Here is an 18,473-nt window from a genome sequence, read left to right as displayed (position 1 = left end):
TAAGAAAACTCTTGCTAGTAAATCAGCAAGAGTTTTCATTCGTCACTTTTTACTTATTTTTATCGTAATGGTGTAGTATTCTTCAGAATCCATTTCCTCAGATGCTACTTCAATCCCACTCTTAGATATCAGTGCAAGAGATTCTCGCAACGTGTTTACCGCAATACGAACATCCTTACTCACGGCTTTTTGTCGGGGCCCGCGTCTTCTTGCAGGCTGCACTTTCTCAACTGATTCCGTTGGGTACATGATTTCTTTAATCCTAGCTTCTAAATCTTTGACGTTATATTGATTTATTTTGATTTCTTCCAACACTTCCATCTGAAGAATTGGTTCTTTTAACGGTAACAATGCACGTGCATGACGTTCAGATATCTTTTTCTGTAAAATTGCCGTTTGAACTGGTTCAGGTAACTTCAACAAACGCATCTTATTCGCAATTGTAGACTGTCCTTTACCGAGTCGTTGTGCCAATGCTTCTTGTGTTAATTCATGTAGCTCTAACAAACGTTCATAGGCATGTGCTTCTTCAATTGCCGTCAATTCTTCACGCTGCAAGTTCTCGATTAAAGCAATTGAGGCGGTCTCTTTATCATCCAAATCCCGCACAATTGCCGGTACTTCGGTCCAACCTAGCTTACGCATCGCCCGATATCTTCGTTCCCCTGCGATAATTTCGTATGATCCGTCATCTTTTGTTCGAATGACAATAGGTTGAATAACGCCATGTGTATGAATTGTTCTAGCTAGTTCTTCAATTTTTTCTTCATTAAAAATTGCCCGTGGCTGATATTGATTCGCTGTAATTGAATCAATTGCAATTTGTGCTACCTTCTCCAGATGATGAACTTTCACTTCTTCAATCGTAGTCATCTTTTCTCCCCCACCAAAAAAACGCGAAAAAGTACTTTTCAACCTCTGCACCACCTTTTCGAAACTATTCCCTTTTTATCTCTTCTAAAAAATTGTTTCACGTGAAACATTTCCCACAGTTAGTCTGCTGTAATCGGTGTTTTATTAGGTACGCCCGGTTTTCTAGGATACTTCTTAGGTGTCTGCTTTTTCTTTTCAAATACAAAGATGTGACGTTCACTATTTTCTTCCGGTAATAAGAATTCATGTTCATTCTGTAAAACTGCCCCAAGTAGTTTTACAGCACGAGTAGCGTCTTTCATTTCTTCAGATGCAGCTGCACCTTTCATAGAAACAAAGAGCCCTCCTTGTTTAGCAAGAGGAATGCAAAGCTCCGACAATACCGATAACCGTGCTACCGCGCGTGCAGTTACTACATCAAACTGTTCACGGTACTTCGGGTTACGACCGAATTCTTCTGCTCTTGCATGGACAAACGCCACATTTTCAAGCTTTAATTCCCCAGCCAAATGATTTAAGAATGTAATACGTTTATTCAATGAATCTACAATAGTCACGTGGAGATGTGGGTAAATAATCTTCAACGGGATACTTGGAAAACCTGCACCAGCACCTACGTCGCAAACAGATTCATACTTCGTGAAGTCCACGTAAAATGCACTTGTAATGGAATCATAGAAATGCTTTAGGTATACGGACGGCGCATCTGTAATTGCCGTCAAGTTCATCTTTTCATTCCACTCAACTAGTACTTCAAAATAGCGTTTGAATTGTTGCTTCTGTGTATCGGACAATTCAAAGCCTTTCTCTTGCAGAGCTTCGTAAAACTGTTGTTCCGTCATGTTCTCATTCCTTTTCAAAAAGACTGACGCTACTAAGCGCCAGTCATAGACTCAACCGGATACTTTTGCGATTTTCCCTTGTTCAATATAGACAAGCAAGATTGAGATATCTGCAGGGTTGACACCAGAAATACGTGATGCTTGCGCAATCGACAATGGCTGTACCTCTTTGAGATTTGCCTTTGCTTCTTTCGCAATGCCTGAAATCGCATCATAATCAATGTTTTCTGGAATCCGCTTATTCTCCATCTTTTTCATTCTCGCCACTTGCTGCATGGACTTTTCGATGTATCCTTCATACTTAATGAATATCTCTACTTGTTCCGCCACTTCTTCGTTAATTTCTTCAAGAGGTGGAACCACTTTACACAATTCGCTATACTTCATTTCCGGCCGCTTCAGTAAATCAGCCGCCTTCATTGGTTCTCGGAGTGCTGTTCCATTCACTGCGGCGATGATCTCCTGGATCTCTTCGGTAGGTTTCACTGTTACTTTACGTAAATGATCAATCTCCGCGTCGATTTGTGCTTTCTTCGCCAAAAACTTCGTGTGGCGCTCTTCACTAATCATTCCGTTTTGATAACCAATCTCCGTCAAGCGCATGTCAGCATTATCATGACGAAGCAAGAGACGATATTCCGCTCTTGATGTCAAGAGACGATAGGGTTCACTTGTACCTTTAGTGACCAAATCATCGATAAGTACACCGATGTACGCATCACTACGTCCAAGAACGACCTCTTCCTTGCCAAGTACGTTGCATGCAGCATTGATTCCCGCCATCAATCCTTGCGCTGCGGCTTCTTCATATCCAGAAGTTCCATTGATTTGGCCAGCCGTGTACAAGTTTTTGATTTTTTTCGTTTCCAGCGTAGGCCATAATTGTGTTGCAATGATAGAATCGTACTCAATAGCATAGCCAGCACGCATCATTTCAGCCTTCTCAAGCCCCGGTACACTCGCAATTAAACGATGCTGTATATGTTCGGGAAGACTTGTTGACAATCCTTGCACATATACTTCTCTTGTATTACGACCTTCAGGCTCGAGGAAAATCTGGTGACGTGACTTGTCCGCAAAACGTACAATTTTATCTTCAATGGATGGACAATAGCTAGGTCCTTTTCCTTTAATCATGCCCGAATACATCGGAGATAAATGAAGGTTTTCATTGATGATTTCATGCGTTTCCGGAGTTGTATACGTTAACCAACATGGCAGCTGATCCGTAATGAATTCAGTCGTTTCATAGCTGAATGATCGCGGTACATCGTCTCCTGGCTGAATTTCTGTCTTGCTGTAATCGATCGTATTGCTGTTAATACGTGGCGGTGTTCCTGTTTTAAATCGAACCGTCTGTAAACCAAGTTCTTGCAAATGTTCCGCCAGTTTAATGGATGGCATTTGATTGTTCGGTCCACTCGAGTATTTGAGATCTCCGATGATGACTTCCCCGCGTAAAAATGTACCTGTTGTAATAATGACAGTCTTTGCACGGAAAATGGCACCAATCTGTGTCACTACGCCTTTTATTTCGTCATCTTCTACGATCAATTTCTCGACAACTGCTTGACGAAGTGTCATATTTGGTTCTTCTTCCAGTATCCGCTTCATTTCTTGCTGATACAGTACTTTATCCGCTTGTGCACGTAAAGCACGCACGGCCGGACCTTTCCCTGTGTTCAATAAACGCATTTGAATATGTGTTTTGTCTATGACCTTTGCCATCACGCCGCCAAGTGCGTCTATTTCCCGCACTACGATACCTTTTGCAGGTCCTCCTAATGAAGGATTACATGGCATGAAAGCAATCATGTCTAAATTCATTGTTAATACTAGTGTCGATGCGCCCATCTTCGCTGATGCGTAAGCTGCTTCTGCGCCTGCGTGTCCAGCTCCAATGACGATACAATCGAACGTGCCTGCTTCAAATTGTGGCATGTTCGTTCATCCTTCCCATTTATAAAATCATTATTTTCCGAGGCAGAACTTTGAGAACAACTCTTTAATTAAACTATCTTGAACGGTATCTCCGATGATTTCACCGAGAATTTCCCATGTGCGTGTAACGTCTATTTGAATCATGTCGATAGGAACTCCTACTTGTGCTGCTTGTACCGCATCATCAATCGTATTACGTGCCTGCTTTAGTAATGAAATGTGACGCGCGTTGGATACATACGTCAGGTCATTGGATTCCAATGAACCTTCAAAGAACAGTGCAGCAATCGCTTCTTCCAATTCGGTAATACCTTGCTCTTGCAGTATCGAAGTAGTAATCACTCGATCTCTTCCTGCTACTTCATAAACTCGCTCCAGATCAATCTTTGTTGGTAAATCTGTTTTATTGACGATGACAAGCATGTCCATTCCAGCAACGGCTTCAAACAATCGCTCATCCTCATCTGTTAACGCTTCTGAACTATTCACCATTAAGAGTATGAGATCCGCTTCTTTTAGTACCTTTCTTGAACGTTCCACTCCAATCCGCTCGACAATATCTTCCGTCTCCCGGATTCCAGCAGTATCGACAAGACGCAGAGGAACCCCACGGACATTGACATACTCTTCTATAATATCACGGGTAGTGCCCGCGACATCAGTAACAATCGCTTTGTTTTCCTGCACTAAGCTATTAAGCAATGATGATTTTCCAACGTTCGGACGTCCTACTATTACGGTAGACAATCCTTCACGCAAGATCTTTCCTTGTGATGATGTACGCAATAACTCATCGATCTCATTCTTTACCCACGTTCCTTTTTCAATCATCAAAGGAATCGTCACTTCTTCTACATCATCATACTCCGGGTAATCTATATTAACTTCCACTTGTGCAAGCGTTTCGAGTAGTGCCTGTCGCAATTCACCAATCAAGTGAGATAGTTTCCCCTCCATCTGATTGAGTGCAACGTTCATGGCTTTATCTGTTTTGGCCCTGATCAAATCCATAACTGCTTCGGCCTGGGATAAATCAATCCGGCCATTAAGAAATGCTCGTTTAGTAAACTCGCCGGGTTCTGCTAATCTAGCCCCCTCTGTCAATACCAATTGGAGTACTCTATTGACTGAAGTGATGCCTCCGTGACAGTTGATCTCCACAATGTCTTCGCGCGTGAAGGTCTTTGGTGCTTTCATGATCGACACCATGACTTCCTCCACTAATTCTTCAGTGGCGGGATCGTGCAAATGTCCATAATGAATTGTGTGCGATGGTTGTTCGCAGAGTGGTTTCGCCGCTGGTGACTGGAATATACGGTCTGCAATCTTCCATGCGTCATCGCCGCTCAGACGAACGATGGCAATCGCTCCTTCTCCCATGGGAGTGGAAATGGCGGCTATCGTATCAAAATGCAAGTTTTTCACCTTCCTGGCTTCGTTGTGCACATGTGCATATCTTTTATAGCGAATACTACTTTCTAACAACCTATATTATCATAAATCGTCGGAATCTCCTAGCACACGAATTTAAAACATGTGGATAAATTCAGGAATTTTGAACCAAGCGTCACGGTAATTTATCATGTGCTAGCAGTCGACAAAGAACACTGTCGTTTCAGGCTTTCTAGTGTAGAAAGTTTCTTAAAGAAAAATTTAAGGTGTGAAAATAGAGCCGAGATATGGAAGTGATTTGAGGGTGGAGATTCGCACTCTATGCAGCCGCGTTTAGAGAGTCTACCTTGTGTCACCGCCAGCCTCTCGACTCCCTTACATAGAAAGTAGTTTACATTCAGTATTGTACGTTGATGGTAAGTCTCTATGGCATAAATGCATTAAAAAACCTCGCAGAAAGTTTCTACGAGGTTAGTCTTATTCAATTCCTTTGATGACAATGTGTCGGTATGGATCTTTTCCTTCGGAGAATGTCTCAATATCGAGTCTAAGTGACAATGCGTTATGAATGACCTTTCTCTCGTAAGAAGGCATAGGCTCAAGTGCGACCTGACGTTTTGTACGTACTGCCCGGTCTGCCATGCGGTCTGCCAGTTGCTCAAGCGATTGTTCGCGGCGCTCACGGTAATCTGCAACATCTATTCTAACAATTTTGAATTGCTTTGTTACCTTATTGGCTACAAGTTGCGCTAATTGCTGGATCGCATTAAGCGTTTGTCCTCTTTTACCTATTAAGAATGCTGCTTTTTCACTTTCAAGCTGGAAGTTGATGTACTTTCCTTTTGTTTCGTACGTAATGACCAAATCTTCAATACCCATTTCTTTGGCCATGTCTTCAATATACTGCTTTGTTTCTTCAATAGCATCTTTTTCATTGTAGATTTTGGCTTCAGGTATTCTTTCAGCTTCCTGTACATCCATAACGGTTTCTGATTGCTCTTTTTTAGTTTGAGGCTGTTGAACAACTTCTGTTTTCTCAGTAGCCGCAGTTACAGGAGATAATACTGCGCCGTCATCTGCCGGTTTAGGAGTTGGCTCCGACTTTTCTAAGACAGTTACAAGCACTTCTGCTTGTTTCACACCAAAACCAAGAAAACCTTTCCTGCCATTTTCCACTACCTGTACCTCAACTTGATCTTTTGTTACACCCAGGTCCTGTAAAGCTGATTCAATTGCTAGCTCAACGGTTGCTGCCCTTTGTGTAAGTTGTTTCATTTCTTTTTCCCTCCTGTTTTCACTACTTCGACGTTTTTCGGCTTATCGAACGGCTTATAGATGAAAATGTTTTGGAGCAGTGAAATGATATTTCCGACAATCCAGTATAAAGCAAGTGCTGCTGGCAAGAATGAACCAAATACCATGATCATAAACGGCATGATGTACATCATCATTTTCATCTGTGGGTTATCCATTGCGGGTCCTGTACGTAGAACCGTTAATTGGAACAATCCAGCGATGACGGCAAATAAAATACTCGGTGAACCAAGAGCGACGCCTAGGAAGTTGCCCAACTCAATCGTTGGTGTGGCATTCATCCGGCTGATCGCGTGGTAGAAACCAATAAATATTGGCATCTGGATAATAACCGGTAGACATCCTGCAACTGGATTAATCTTTTCGTTGATCATAATCTGTTGCATTTCTTCTTGATACTTTTTCTGTGTAACAGCGTCTTTTGATTTATATTTCTCTTTTAACGCTTTAAGTCTTGGTTGAATTTCCTGCATACGTTTTGAACTTTTTGTTTGTTGAATAATTAATGGAAGCAATGCAGTACGAATGATCGCCGTAACGACGATAATCGCTAGTCCGTATGTACCTAGCCATGTTTTAAATTTCATAATCAATGTAACAAGTGGCCAAACAAGATATTCGTTCCAAATTCCTGTACTCTCTGCTGTGATCGGCTCTCTAAATTCCGAACAACCCGCCATGAAGACGGCGACAACAACAAGTAATGAAAGGAACACTAATTTCTTTTTCAACATTTTTTCCCCCAAACAGTCGCAAGATCATTATAAAAGTTTTTTTCAGTGTAACATGATGGCTTTATTCGTTCTACATCTAAGTAAGACTTTAATTTCACTTAAACACTTTTGCGATCTTTAGAACATGTCGCAGATTTTTTTTGGCCGTATGGAAATCGAGCGTGGCAGCTTGATTTCTCGCGATAATAACATAATCTAAATCAGGTTTAACTTCATCTTTCATTTCTAGGAATGATTGTCGGATATAGCGTTTGATTCTATTACGTGTAACAGCATTACCGACTTTTTTGCTGACGGATAGGCCAATTCTAAACTCTTGCTGATCTTCCTTCTTATAGGTATAGACAATAAACTGTCGATTAGCAAAAGACTTTCCTTTTTTAAATACCGTTTGAAATTCTTTATTTTTTTTAATTCGCTGGTTTTTTTTCATAATTACACCTGCTTTAATTTTCTACCGTCATAATCTGCTGGTCCACTATCTGGTCCACTATATAGAAGAGACCTGATAGTCACTTGGAATCGCTCTAATAGCTAAAAAAAAGACCACTGATGTCAGTGGCCTTATGCTGAAAGAACTTTTCTTCCTTTACGACGACGAGCTGCTAAAATTCTACGTCCGTTTTTCGAACTCATTCTTTGGCGGAAGCCGTGGACTTTAGCGCGTTTACGTTTATTTGGTTGGAATGTACGTTTCATTTCGTAAGACACCTCCTGCTTTGATTGTCTCTTTTCCTACTATGACAGTCTTGAATAGTATAGCGATTCAGTAAAAGAATGTCAATGCTTTTCTATTTCTTCGTTTCAGATCCGCACGTAATAATGTTCATTCACACTAAATACTTATCCACAGAGCGGCAAAGTTATCCTATGGATGAATTGTTGATGGTAAAAATTACGGATTTTTTAATCCGGCAATTGTCGACAAGTTTTTCACATATCCAGCCCTGTGGATAACCACTTTATGCACAGTTAATGGGATTGTGCATAAATCATCGGACTCCTTGTCAATATTCAGTTTCCCTGTTACAATTAAAAAGCTTTTGTTGTGTATATAATTTACAGCCAAAATCTTATCCACATATGTGAATACAGTGTGGATAGTTTTTTCAACATGTTTCGATAATTTTTATCCACAGCCCTGGATACTGTGCATAAGCGGATTCCGGGCTTTTTAATATTTTATTGTAAAGGAGGCACACGATTGGAAAATCTATCGAGTTTATGGGAACAAGTATTAAAGAATATCGAAGCTCGTGTTTCGAAGCCTAGTTTTGAAACGTGGTTAAAATCGACCAAATTATTAACGTATGAAGCTGAACATGCAACTATTTCTGTTCCAAATTCATTCGCCAAGGATTGGCTTGAAACACATTACGTACATTTGATCACTGGGATTTTATCTGAACTGACAGGTGAGGATCGAATCGTTGAGTTTATTGTTCCACAAGACATGGCAGAGAACGATATTAAATTACCGAAAACACAGCCAAAACCAGTAGAGAAAGCACCTATGGTCAACTCTGCAGGTATGCTGAATCCAAAGTACACGTTTGATACATTCGTTATTGGATCAGGGAATCGTTTTGCCCATGCTGCTTCACTGGCAGTTGCCGAAGCGCCAGCGAAAGCCTATAATCCTCTCTTTATATATGGAGGAGTTGGATTAGGAAAAACACATTTAATGCATGCGATTGGCCATTATGTACTGGAACAAAACCCTGCCTTAAAGGTCGTCTACTTATCATCTGAAAAATTCACGAATGAATTTATTAACTCTATACGAGACAATAAAGCCGGTGATTTCAGGGATCGTTACCGCAGTGTAGATGTTCTGTTAATTGATGATATTCAATTCTTAGCAGGAAAAGAACAAACGCAAGAAGAGTTCTTCCATACATTTAATACATTGCATGAAGAGTCAAAGCAAATTATCATTTCCAGTGACCGTCCTCCAAAAGAGATACCCACACTGGAAGATCGTTTACGTTCCCGTTTTGAATGGGGACTGATTACAGACATAGCACCGCCTGATTTGGAAACTAGAATTGCAATTCTACGGAAAAAGGCGAAAGCAGATGGTCTAGTCGACATTTCAAACGATGTCATGCTGTATATTGCTAACCAGATTGACACCAATATAAGAGAGCTCGAAGGCGCACTGATCCGCGTTGTTGCCTACTCCTCTTTGGTAAATGCAGATGTCACCACTGACTTGGCAGCTGAAGCGTTGAAAGATATTATTCCAAATTCCCGACCGCGGATTATATCCATTCTAGACATCCAAAAGGCAGTCGGTGAGCACTTTAATATTAGATTAGAAGACTTTGTAGCAAAAAAAAGAACTCGAGCTATTGCATTTCCGCGTCAAGTCGCGATGTATCTATCAAGAGAGCTGACAGATTCCTCATTACCGAAAATTGGTTCAGAGTTCGGTGGCCGAGATCATTCAACTGTTATTCACGCGCATGAGAAGATTTCCAAGCAGCTTGATGTAGACAAAGCATTGCTTCAAGATGTCCAAGATATTAAAAAGGTTTTAGGAAGAGCCTAATGACCTGTGGATAACTGTGGACAAGTAGTGCACGGTCGTCCACTTGTTATGCACATGTGGGAAACTATGATTCTCATACATTCAAAAGGCTTTTCCACATATCCACAGGCCCTACTACTATTACTACTATATTTAATTACTTAATTATTATTATATAAGCGAGGTATTGATATGCAGTTTGAAATTATGAGAGATAGATTATTGGATGGATTGAGCGATGTTATCAAAGCGATCAGTTCAAAAGTGACAACACCTATTTTGACAGGTATCAAATTAGAAATTACTGAAAAGGGATTGACGATGACTGGAAGTGATTCGGATATTACGATATCCACTTTCATTCCAGTAGAAGAGGATGGTACACAAATCATTCAAACGATCCAACCAGGTACACTGGTATTACAAGCAAAAGTATTCAACGAGATTATTCGTAAGCTCCCAACAAATGAAGTAATGATTGAATTACGTGATGGAATGAAAACGCATATTCGTTCTGGACAGTCTGAATTTCATATTATTGCCCAGAGTGCTGATGAATATCCCATTTTGCCAGATGTAAAAAATGCGGAGCGTTTTGAAATGCCTGCAGACTTGATGAAATCACTTATTAGAGAAACTGTATTCGCAGTATCCCAACAAGAGACACGTCCTGTTCTGACAGGTGTTCAGTGGATTATGAAAGAACAAGAGCTATATTGTATTGCAACGGATAGTCATAGATTGGCTAGACGGATTGTGACACCCGAGATTCAAGCAAGCTCACCATTCAATGCAGTTATTCCAGGTAAAAGTCTTCAGGAACTAAGCAAGATATTGCCTGACGACACTACTTCAGTAGAAATTTTCATTGCGAATCAGCAAGTATTGTTTAAGCTCCACAATGTCTTGTTCTATTCAAGACTACTGGAAGGCAATTACCCAGACACTTCTCGTCTGATCCCGACTGAATACAAAACGTCTATTACGATCAATGGACGAAATTTGTTGCAAGCAATTGACCGCGCATCTTTATTAGCTCGTGAAGACAGAAATAATATTGTGCACTTCTCAACGGACGGTAGTCCACATGTGCAAATCTCTTCTAACTCGCCGGATGTCGGAAATGTAGAAGAGTTGGTAGAAGCTGTGCATATCGAAGGTGAACCTTTGAAAATTTCTTTTAGTGCAAAATATATGATGGATGCCTTGAAAGCAATCGATGGCCAAGATCTTAAGATTCATTTCACTGGCAGCATGCGCCCATTCATCTTGAAGTCAATTGATAGCGAAGCAATTTTACAATTAATCTTACCGGTTAGAACGTTTTAATCTGTAACTATAGAAAATATCTCGTAATAGGGTAGTCAACATGTTGGCTACCTTTTTACTTATTGCAAAAAGTTAGGTAAACTAGAGGAACAGAATACTTTATGAGGGATTGAATAAAAAATGGAAACAGTACAGTTTAATACAGAATACATTACGCTAGGCCAGTTATTGAAAATGACGAATGTTATTAGCTCAGGTGGAATGGCTAAATGGTTTTTAGGTGAAAACGTCGTGTACGTAAACGGTGAACCAGAACAACGACGCGGTAAGAAATTATATGACGGAGATGTGGTAAATATCCCGGGTGCAGGAAAATTCAAACTGTCAGCGGATGAATCTGGACAGTCGGATGCATATTGATCGACTTAAATTAACAAACTATCGAAATTATGAGTCTCTGGAATTAAACTTCTCTCCTACGATGAATGTACTGATCGGTGAAAATGCACAAGGGAAAACCAATGTCATGGAGGCTATTTACGTATTAGCGATGGCAAAATCCCACCGTACATCAAATGATCGAGAACTTATACGTTGGGAACAAGAGTGTGGTAAAATAGAAGGGGATGTCCAACGCAAATTTGGATATATGCCGATAGAGCTGACGATTTCCAAAAAGGGAAAAAAGGCTAGAGTTAATCATTTGGAACAAAACCGTTTAAGTATGTATGTCGGTCAGATGAATGTAGTCATGTTCGCGCCTGAGGATTTGAATATCGTAAAGGGCAGCCCACAGCTGCGCAGGCGTTTTTTAGATATGGAAATTGGGCAGATCTCGAGAGTCTATTTGCATGACTTGGTCAATTTCCAAAAGATATTAAAGCAACGCAATGCATTGTTAAAAGCGAATCGAGGTAAATTGGATCTCCAGGATGTTATGTTCGATATTTACACCGAGCAGTATATTCAAGTGGCAGTTCAAATTATTCGAAAACGTTTTTATTTTATGGAATTGCTACAGAAATGGGCAAATCCGATTCATCAAGGAATTTCTCGTGGTCTTGAAACACTAGAAGTTTCGTATGGGACTTTAAAAGACCTACATTATGGGCAGACTGCTCAAGAGATGGAGACGATTTTTGCCGATCAGTTAAAGAGTGTGCGAAGACGCGAATTAGAACGAGGACTTACACTGGTTGGTCCACATCGTGATGATTTGCAGTTTTTTGTCAATGGGTACGATATTCAGACATACGGATCACAAGGTCAGCAACGGACGACAGCCCTTTCTTTGAAACTGGCGGAAATCGAGTTAGTAAAACAAGAAGTGGGTGAAACTCCGATTTTATTGCTTGATGATGTGTTATCGGAATTGGATGATTACCGACAGTCACATTTGCTGAGTACAATGCAAGGACAAGTACAAACATTTGTGACAACAACCAATATTGCGGGAATTGATCATAATACGATCCAGGAAGCGGCTATTTTTGAAGTGCATGACGGATCGGTTTTGCGTCGAGAATAAATGGTTGCGGTTTGATAGTTTTGGAAAGGAAAGGTGAACACCTTGGCAATGGAAGAGAAGGATACGCAGACAGCTTATGATGCAAGTCAGATACAAGTATTGGAAGGTCTTGAAGCGGTCCGTAAACGTCCTGGTATGTATATTGGGACAACGAGTTCAAAAGGGCTTCACCATCTCGTGTGGGAAATAGTAGACAATAGTATTGACGAAGCTCTTGCAGGTTATTGCGATCATATTGAAGTAACAATAGAGAAAGACAACTGGATTAAAGTATCCGATAATGGTCGTGGAATTCCAGTCGGCATTCAGGAATCAACGGGTAGACCAGCCGTTGAAGTCATCATGACTGTACTCCACGCAGGCGGTAAGTTTGGTGGCGGTGGTTATAAAGTATCCGGTGGTTTGCACGGCGTAGGATCTTCAGTCGTTAATGCTTTGTCAGAGAAGACAGAAGTCTATGTTAAACTGGATAAAAAATTATATGCAATTGAGTTTTCTAGAGGCCCTGTCTCAAAGGAGCTCGAAGTCATTGGCGAATCGGATGAAACAGGTACTACAATCCGTTTCAAAGCAGATTCTGAAATCTTCACGGAAACAACGGAATACGAGTACAGCATATTAGCAACACGTTTGCGTGAACTTGCATACTTGAATCGTGGTTTGCGTATTACCATTACCGATGAACGTGGTGAAGAACCTGTATCGGAATTGTTCCACTACGAAGGCGGAATTAAATCATACGTCCAGCATTTGAATGCAAATAAAGAGCCGATCTTTGAAGATCCAATTTATACAGAAGGCGAACGCGATGGTATTACTGTTGAGGTCGCTATGCAATACAACAGCGGCTACGGTGAAAATTTATTGTCATTTGCGAATAATATTCATACGTATGAAGGTGGTACACACGAGCAAGGTTTCAAAACTGCATTAACTCGTGTAATTAACGACTATGCACGTAAAAATGGCTTACTGAAAGAGTCAGAAGACAATCTAACGGGGGACGATGTACGTGAAGGACTAACGGCTATCGTCTCCATCAAACACCCTGATCCTCAATTTGAAGGTCAAACAAAGACAAAATTAGGTAACTCAGAAGTTAGCACAATTACAAATTCACTGTTTTCCGAAGCACTGCAACGTTTCTTAATTGAAAACCCAGTAGTAGCGCGTCAAGTAGTTGGTAAGAGTACGATGGCGGCAAGAGCACGTATGGCTGCGAAGAATGCTCGTGAATTGACACGCCGTAAATCGGCATTGGAAATCTCCAGTTTGCCAGGAAAACTATCAGATTGTTCTTCAAGGGACCCGGCTATCAGTGAATTGTATATCGTTGAGGGTGACTCTGCGGGAGGATCTGCGAAGAATGGTCGTGATCGTCACTTCCAGGCGATCCTGCCATTACGCGGAAAAATCCTCAATGTAGAAAAAGCACGTTTGGACCGTATTCTTGGGAACGCAGAGATTCGTATGATCATTACAGCACTTGGTACAGGGATCGGCCCTGAATTCAACTTGGCTAAAGCACGTTATCATAAGCTTGTGATCATGACAGATGCTGACGTGGATGGCGCCCATATCCGTACGTTACTATTAACTTTCTTCTTCCGTTTCATGCGTCCGCTAATTGAAGCCGGCTATGTATATATTGCACAGCCACCACTTTATCGTGTACGTTCAGGAAAAAGAGAAGAGTATTGTTATGACGAAGAGACGTTACAGGAAATTCTAAGAAGTATGCCTGCCTCACCAAAGCCAGATATCACACGATACAAAGGTTTAGGTGAGATGAATCCCGAGCAACTATGGGAAACAACAATGGATCCTGATAAACGTACATTCTTGCAGGTCCGTATGGATGATGCAGTAGAAGCTAATGAAACATTTGAAGAACTAATGGGTGATGAAGTAGAGCCACGCCGAAAGTTCATTGAAGATAATGCGGTTTACGTACAAAATATCGATACTTGATTACACGTGAATAGATTATTTAGCAACGATTGAACTTATAGACGTAAGTGGTGAAAGGAGCTTGACAACATGGCAGACTTGCCAAAAGGCGGAGTGCAGGAAATAAATATTAATACAGAAATGAAAACCTCATTTCTGAACTATGCGATGAGCGTTATCGTCTCTCGTGCGCTTCCAGATGTTCGAGATGGTTTGAAACCCGTACATCGCCGCATTTTGTATGCTATGCATGATTTGGGCATCACTGCGGAAAAACCGCATAAAAAGTCGGCACGTATCGTAGGGGACGTTATTGGTAAGTACCATCCACACGGTGACAGTGCAGTATATGACACGATGGTACGGATGGCTCAAGATTTTAGTTATCGCTACATGCTTGTAGATGGACATGGTAACTTTGGTTCTGTTGATGGTGACGGAGCAGCTGCAATGCGTTATACGGAGTCTCGTATGTCCCGTATTGCAATGGAATTATTACGTGATATCAATAAAAACACAATCGACTTCCAGGCAAACTATGACGAGCAGGAAAAAGAGCCTGCCGTCTTGCCAGGTCGTTATCCAAACTTATTGGTAAACGGTACATCAGGAATTGCTGTAGGGATGGCAACAAACATCCCACCCCATCACCTAGGTGAAACAATCGACGCTGTACTTGCTTTGGCAGAGAATAGCGCAATCACAACTGAAGAACTGATGGAAATCATTCCAGGTCCCGATTTTCCAACTGGCGGTATGATTCTTGGGCGTAGTGGTATTCGTCGTGCTTATGAAACGGGTCGAGGTTCATTGATCATCCGCGGAAGAGCAGAAATTGAGACGGCTGCAAATGGTCGTGAAACGATTATTGTCCATGAAATTCCTTTCCAAGTAAATAAGGCGAAGTTAATCGAGAAAATTGCCGAGCTCGTACGCGATAAGAAGATTGACGGCATTACACACTTGGCAGATGAATCAGACCGTACCGGTATGCGTATTGTTATCGAAGTACGACGAGATGCCAATGCCAACGTATTACTGAACAATCTGTATAAACAAACTGCCTTGCAGACTAGTTTTGGGATCAATATGCTAGCTCTTGTAGACAAGCAACCAAAAGTATTATCCTTGAAAGAAATTTTATATCACTACTTAGAACACCAAAAAGTAGTCATTCGCCGTCGTACACAATTCGATTTGAATAAAGCGGAAGACCGCGCACATATCTTGGAAGGATTACGTATAGCGCTTGATCATATTGATCGGATCATTGCCTTAATCCGTGCATCTAAGACAACGGCTGAAGCGAAAGCGAACTTGATGGAAACGTTCGAGCTATCTGATCGTCAGTCTCAAGCTATTCTAGATATGCGTCTGCAACGTTTGACTGGACTGGAACGAGACAAAATCGAGTCCGAATACCAAGAGTTGCTGACACTTATTGCTGAATTACGTGCGATTTTAGCGGATGAGCTGAAGTTAATTGAAATTATCCGTGAAGAATTAAGCGAAATTAAAGAGCGTTTTGCGGACGAACGTCGAACAGAGATTATGCTTGGCGGTTCTGAAATGCTTGAAGATGAAGACTTAATTCCAGTGGAAAACTCCATTGTGACATTAACTCACCAAGGATATATTAAGCGTCTGCCTGCTAATACGTATCGTAGTCAGAAACGTGGTGGTCGTGGAATCCAAGGTATGGGCACGAATGAAGATGACTTTGTAGAGCACTTACTCAATACATCTACGCATGACACGATTTTACTGTTTACGAGCAGAGGGCGTGTATTCCGTAAAAAAGGCTATGAAGTACCTGAATACAGCCGAACTGCCAAAGGATTGCCGATTATTAACCTGCTTGACTTCCAAAAAGGTGAAAAGGTTACGGCAATGATTCCAATTGATGAGTTTACTGAAGATCATTATTTATTCTTCTCAACAAAACAAGGTGTTATTAAACGAACGTCGATTATGGACTATGCCAATATTCGTGCGAACGGTTTGATTGCATTAGGATTGCGCGAAGATGATGAATTAATCTCCGTTAGATCAACTGATGGAACGTCAGATATTGCGATATGTACAAAACACGGCATGATGATTCGCTTTGACGAAGAAAGTATCCGTCCACTCGGCAGAACTGCTGCTGGTGTACGTGGTATTAGACTGCGTCAAGAGGATGAGGTAATTGGTATGGATATCGTAGATGCAGGAGATGACATTCTGGTAGTTACTGAAAAAGGATACGGTAAACGTACACCTGAAAGTGAATACCGATCTCAATCACGTGGTGGTTATGGATTGAAAACAATGCATATGACGGATCGAAATGGCGGTATTATCGCGATGAAGTCGGTTAACGGTGAAGAAGATTTGATGTTAATTACGATTCACGGGATCTTAATCCGTATGTCTATTGGCGATATCTCTATATTTGGTCGATCTACACAAGGTGTACGACTCATTCGATTAGCTGATGATGAACGCGTAGCAACAGTTGCAAAGGTAGAAAAGAATGAAGACTCTGAAGAAGAGCTAGATGATGAACTAGAAGACCACCTAGAAGTACTTGAAGAAGTACAACCAGATTCAGACATAGACGCTGGAACAGACTCAGAAGAATAAAGAAAAGTTATTGAAGAGGCGTAATACGTCACTTCAATAACTTTTTTTGCTTTTAGTAGGAAAATTTACTTATATATCTATCCAAATAATTGAGAGTATTATATGATAATAGATAGAGCGAAGAGGAAATTAGGTGAGAGTGATGGATGTTTACAAAGAAGTAAGTGAGCTAAGACCGGGTAGTTTTCTAAAAGAGGATCTATACGCCAATACAAGAAACCCTATTATGGTCAAAGACACCAAGTTAATGCTAGAGCATTTTGAAATTCTCCATTCATTCGGTATTACCCGTGTGCTGGTTGAGTCCAAGGCACTCAGTAAGACAGAACAAGGACCAACAGAGCAACTAACGGAAGTAAGATTAACGCCAGCGGTAGAGAAGCTAATGAACCAAATTGCCCCTCCGAAATCGAGGTCTTTGGAAACGCTCTATGATGAAGCAATAGAATCTTACAGAAAAGAATTTATCAGTTATAGATCAGGCAAGAAATTGGATGTTGCCGTCGTGCGGACAATTGTTTTACCTGTCATTCAAGCGTTTTTAGAGAACAAGGAATATGTTAGAAGACTAAATGAGTTTTCTACATTGCAAAATTATCGCGCCCATCACTCTATCAGCGTAGGCATTCTAGCAGCTTTAATAAGTGAAGCAATGGGGTATCCAAGAGGGCAAGTGCTTCAAATTGGTATAGCGGGCGTACTGGCAGATAGCGGTATGGCGAAAATCGATGAAAACATTATTGACAAAGTAGCCTTTTTAACAAGTGAAGAGTTAAATGAAGTGAAAAAACATGTCATTCATAGTTTCCAAATGGTCAATGACTCTTCATTAGTACGACAGGAAATGAAAATAGCAATTTTACAGCATCATGAGCGCTTTGACGGCAGTGGTTATCCAAGAGGACTAAAAGGACAGGAGATTATGCAAATCTCTCAAATACTCTCAGTGGCGGATGTGTATCACGCTATGGTATCCGAAAGACCGTACAGGCAGAAGGAAAGTTCTTTTAAAGTAATCGAGTTAATGAGGGAAGAGGAATTTGGTAAGTTTGATATGAAGGTAATAGAAGTACTTCACGAACTGATCAACAAGCTGGCCATTGGAACAAAGGTGAAACTAACGACTGATGAGATAGCGGAAGTCATTTACTTACACCGTGATTTCCCCTTGCGTCCTATCGTTAAGATTCTGGATACAGGTACACATATCGATCTATCATCTAATAGAAAGATCTCCATCGTTAAAATTTTTTAATAGAATAACCACTTGAATAACGTAGGAAGTAAGAGAAATTATGCGGGTATGCGTCACTACTGTACAATAATGTAGTAGTTTCATATCCGTTTAATGTTGTAGGTACGGGTTTTCTAACGTTTATTAAAAAGAAATGATAAAAAAGCTTGCATTCCCGCAAAAGCGGTGGTATATTTATAAGCGTCGCATCAAGCAGTTGCGAAAACATCAAACTTAA

Annotated in this window: 16 protein-coding genes; 7 read left to right on the top strand and 9 right to left on the bottom strand. The window is 40.9% G+C overall.

Features of this window, described 5'->3' with window-relative positions:
* Positions 1-42: 42 nt before the first annotated feature.
* The 8 genes from noc to rpmH all read right to left on the bottom strand — a co-directional run bounded on the left by noc (position 43) and on the right by rpmH (position 7,795).
* Positions 43-915, bottom strand: a complete 873-nt coding sequence (noc, locus tag CSV68_RS07875) for a nucleoid occlusion protein (protein WP_099633748.1) — start codon at positions 913-915, stop codon at positions 43-45.
* A gap of 77 nt (positions 916-992) precedes the next feature.
* A complete protein-coding gene (rsmG, locus tag CSV68_RS07870; protein WP_099633749.1) occupies positions 993-1,715 on the bottom strand; it encodes a 16S rRNA (guanine(527)-N(7))-methyltransferase RsmG in 723 nt (240 codons plus the stop codon).
* A 51-nt stretch (positions 1,716-1,766) separates the two neighbouring features.
* A complete protein-coding gene (gene mnmG / locus CSV68_RS07865; protein WP_099633750.1) occupies positions 1,767-3,656 on the bottom strand; it encodes a tRNA uridine-5-carboxymethylaminomethyl(34) synthesis enzyme MnmG in 1,890 nt (629 codons plus the stop codon).
* Between the two features lie 30 nt (positions 3,657-3,686).
* Positions 3,687-5,072, bottom strand: a complete 1,386-nt coding sequence (mnmE, locus tag CSV68_RS07860) for a tRNA uridine-5-carboxymethylaminomethyl(34) synthesis GTPase MnmE (RefSeq protein ID WP_099633751.1) — start codon at positions 5,070-5,072, stop codon at positions 3,687-3,689.
* A 453-nt stretch (positions 5,073-5,525) separates the two neighbouring features.
* Positions 5,526-6,323, bottom strand: a complete 798-nt coding sequence (gene jag, locus CSV68_RS07855; RefSeq protein ID WP_099633752.1) for an RNA-binding cell elongation regulator Jag/EloR — start codon at positions 6,321-6,323, stop codon at positions 5,526-5,528.
* On the bottom strand, positions 6,320-7,096 hold the full coding sequence (gene yidC, locus CSV68_RS07850; protein ID WP_199168421.1) for a membrane protein insertase YidC: 777 nt from the start codon (positions 7,094-7,096) through the stop codon (positions 6,320-6,322). The genes jag and yidC overlap by 4 nt, the downstream gene beginning before the upstream one ends.
* 94 nt (positions 7,097-7,190) lie before the next feature.
* Positions 7,191-7,529: a ribonuclease P protein component gene (gene rnpA / locus CSV68_RS07845; RefSeq protein ID WP_099633753.1), complete on the bottom strand. Its 339-nt coding sequence runs from the start codon at positions 7,527-7,529 to the stop codon at positions 7,191-7,193.
* Between the two features lie 131 nt (positions 7,530-7,660).
* The gene (gene rpmH / locus CSV68_RS07840; RefSeq protein WP_029054388.1) at positions 7,661-7,795 is read right to left on the bottom strand and encodes a 50S ribosomal protein L34; all 135 of its coding nucleotides are present in this window, start codon (positions 7,793-7,795) and stop codon (positions 7,661-7,663) included.
* A 505-nt stretch (positions 7,796-8,300) separates the two neighbouring features.
* Between rpmH and dnaA the strand changes: the two genes are divergently transcribed.
* From dnaA to CSV68_RS07805, 7 genes are all read left to right on the top strand, one after another.
* Positions 8,301-9,650: a chromosomal replication initiator protein DnaA gene (gene dnaA / locus CSV68_RS07835; RefSeq protein WP_099633754.1), complete on the top strand. Its 1,350-nt coding sequence runs from the start codon at positions 8,301-8,303 to the stop codon at positions 9,648-9,650.
* A 171-nt stretch (positions 9,651-9,821) separates the two neighbouring features.
* Complete coding sequence (gene dnaN / locus CSV68_RS07830; RefSeq protein ID WP_099661857.1) at positions 9,822-10,958, top strand: DNA polymerase III subunit beta; 1,137 nt, start codon at positions 9,822-9,824, stop codon at positions 10,956-10,958.
* 120 nt (positions 10,959-11,078) lie between these two features.
* Positions 11,079-11,318 (top strand): S4 domain-containing protein YaaA, encoded by a 240-nt coding sequence (yaaA, locus tag CSV68_RS07825; protein WP_099633756.1) that lies wholly within the window; start codon positions 11,079-11,081, stop codon positions 11,316-11,318.
* A complete protein-coding gene (recF, locus tag CSV68_RS07820; protein ID WP_099633757.1) occupies positions 11,308-12,426 on the top strand; it encodes a DNA replication/repair protein RecF in 1,119 nt (372 codons plus the stop codon). The genes yaaA and recF overlap by 11 nt, the downstream gene beginning before the upstream one ends.
* Positions 12,427-12,474: 48 nt before the next feature.
* Positions 12,475-14,397 (top strand): DNA topoisomerase (ATP-hydrolyzing) subunit B, encoded by a 1,923-nt coding sequence (gene gyrB / locus CSV68_RS07815; RefSeq protein ID WP_199168423.1) that lies wholly within the window; start codon positions 12,475-12,477, stop codon positions 14,395-14,397.
* Between the two features lie 69 nt (positions 14,398-14,466).
* Positions 14,467-17,001, top strand: coding sequence for a DNA gyrase subunit A (gene gyrA / locus CSV68_RS07810; protein ID WP_099633759.1), 2,535 nt, complete (start codon positions 14,467-14,469; stop codon positions 16,999-17,001).
* Between the two features lie 142 nt (positions 17,002-17,143).
* Complete coding sequence (locus CSV68_RS07805; RefSeq protein WP_233192894.1) at positions 17,144-18,256, top strand: HD-GYP domain-containing protein; 1,113 nt, start codon at positions 17,144-17,146, stop codon at positions 18,254-18,256.
* Here the strand turns inward: CSV68_RS07805 and CSV68_RS17410 are convergent.
* A partial coding sequence (locus CSV68_RS17410; protein WP_233192888.1) for a hypothetical protein occupies positions 18,243-18,473 on the bottom strand: 231 nt, incomplete at its 5' end. The two genes, CSV68_RS07805 and CSV68_RS17410, sit on opposite strands and share 14 nt — an antisense overlap.

This window comes from Sporosarcina sp. P29, from assembly GCF_002743265.1.
GTDB lineage: Bacteria > Bacillota > Bacilli > Bacillales_A > Planococcaceae > Sporosarcina.
Note: the sequence above shows the minus strand (reverse complement) of the source record. Positions and strands in the feature narration are given on the sequence as shown.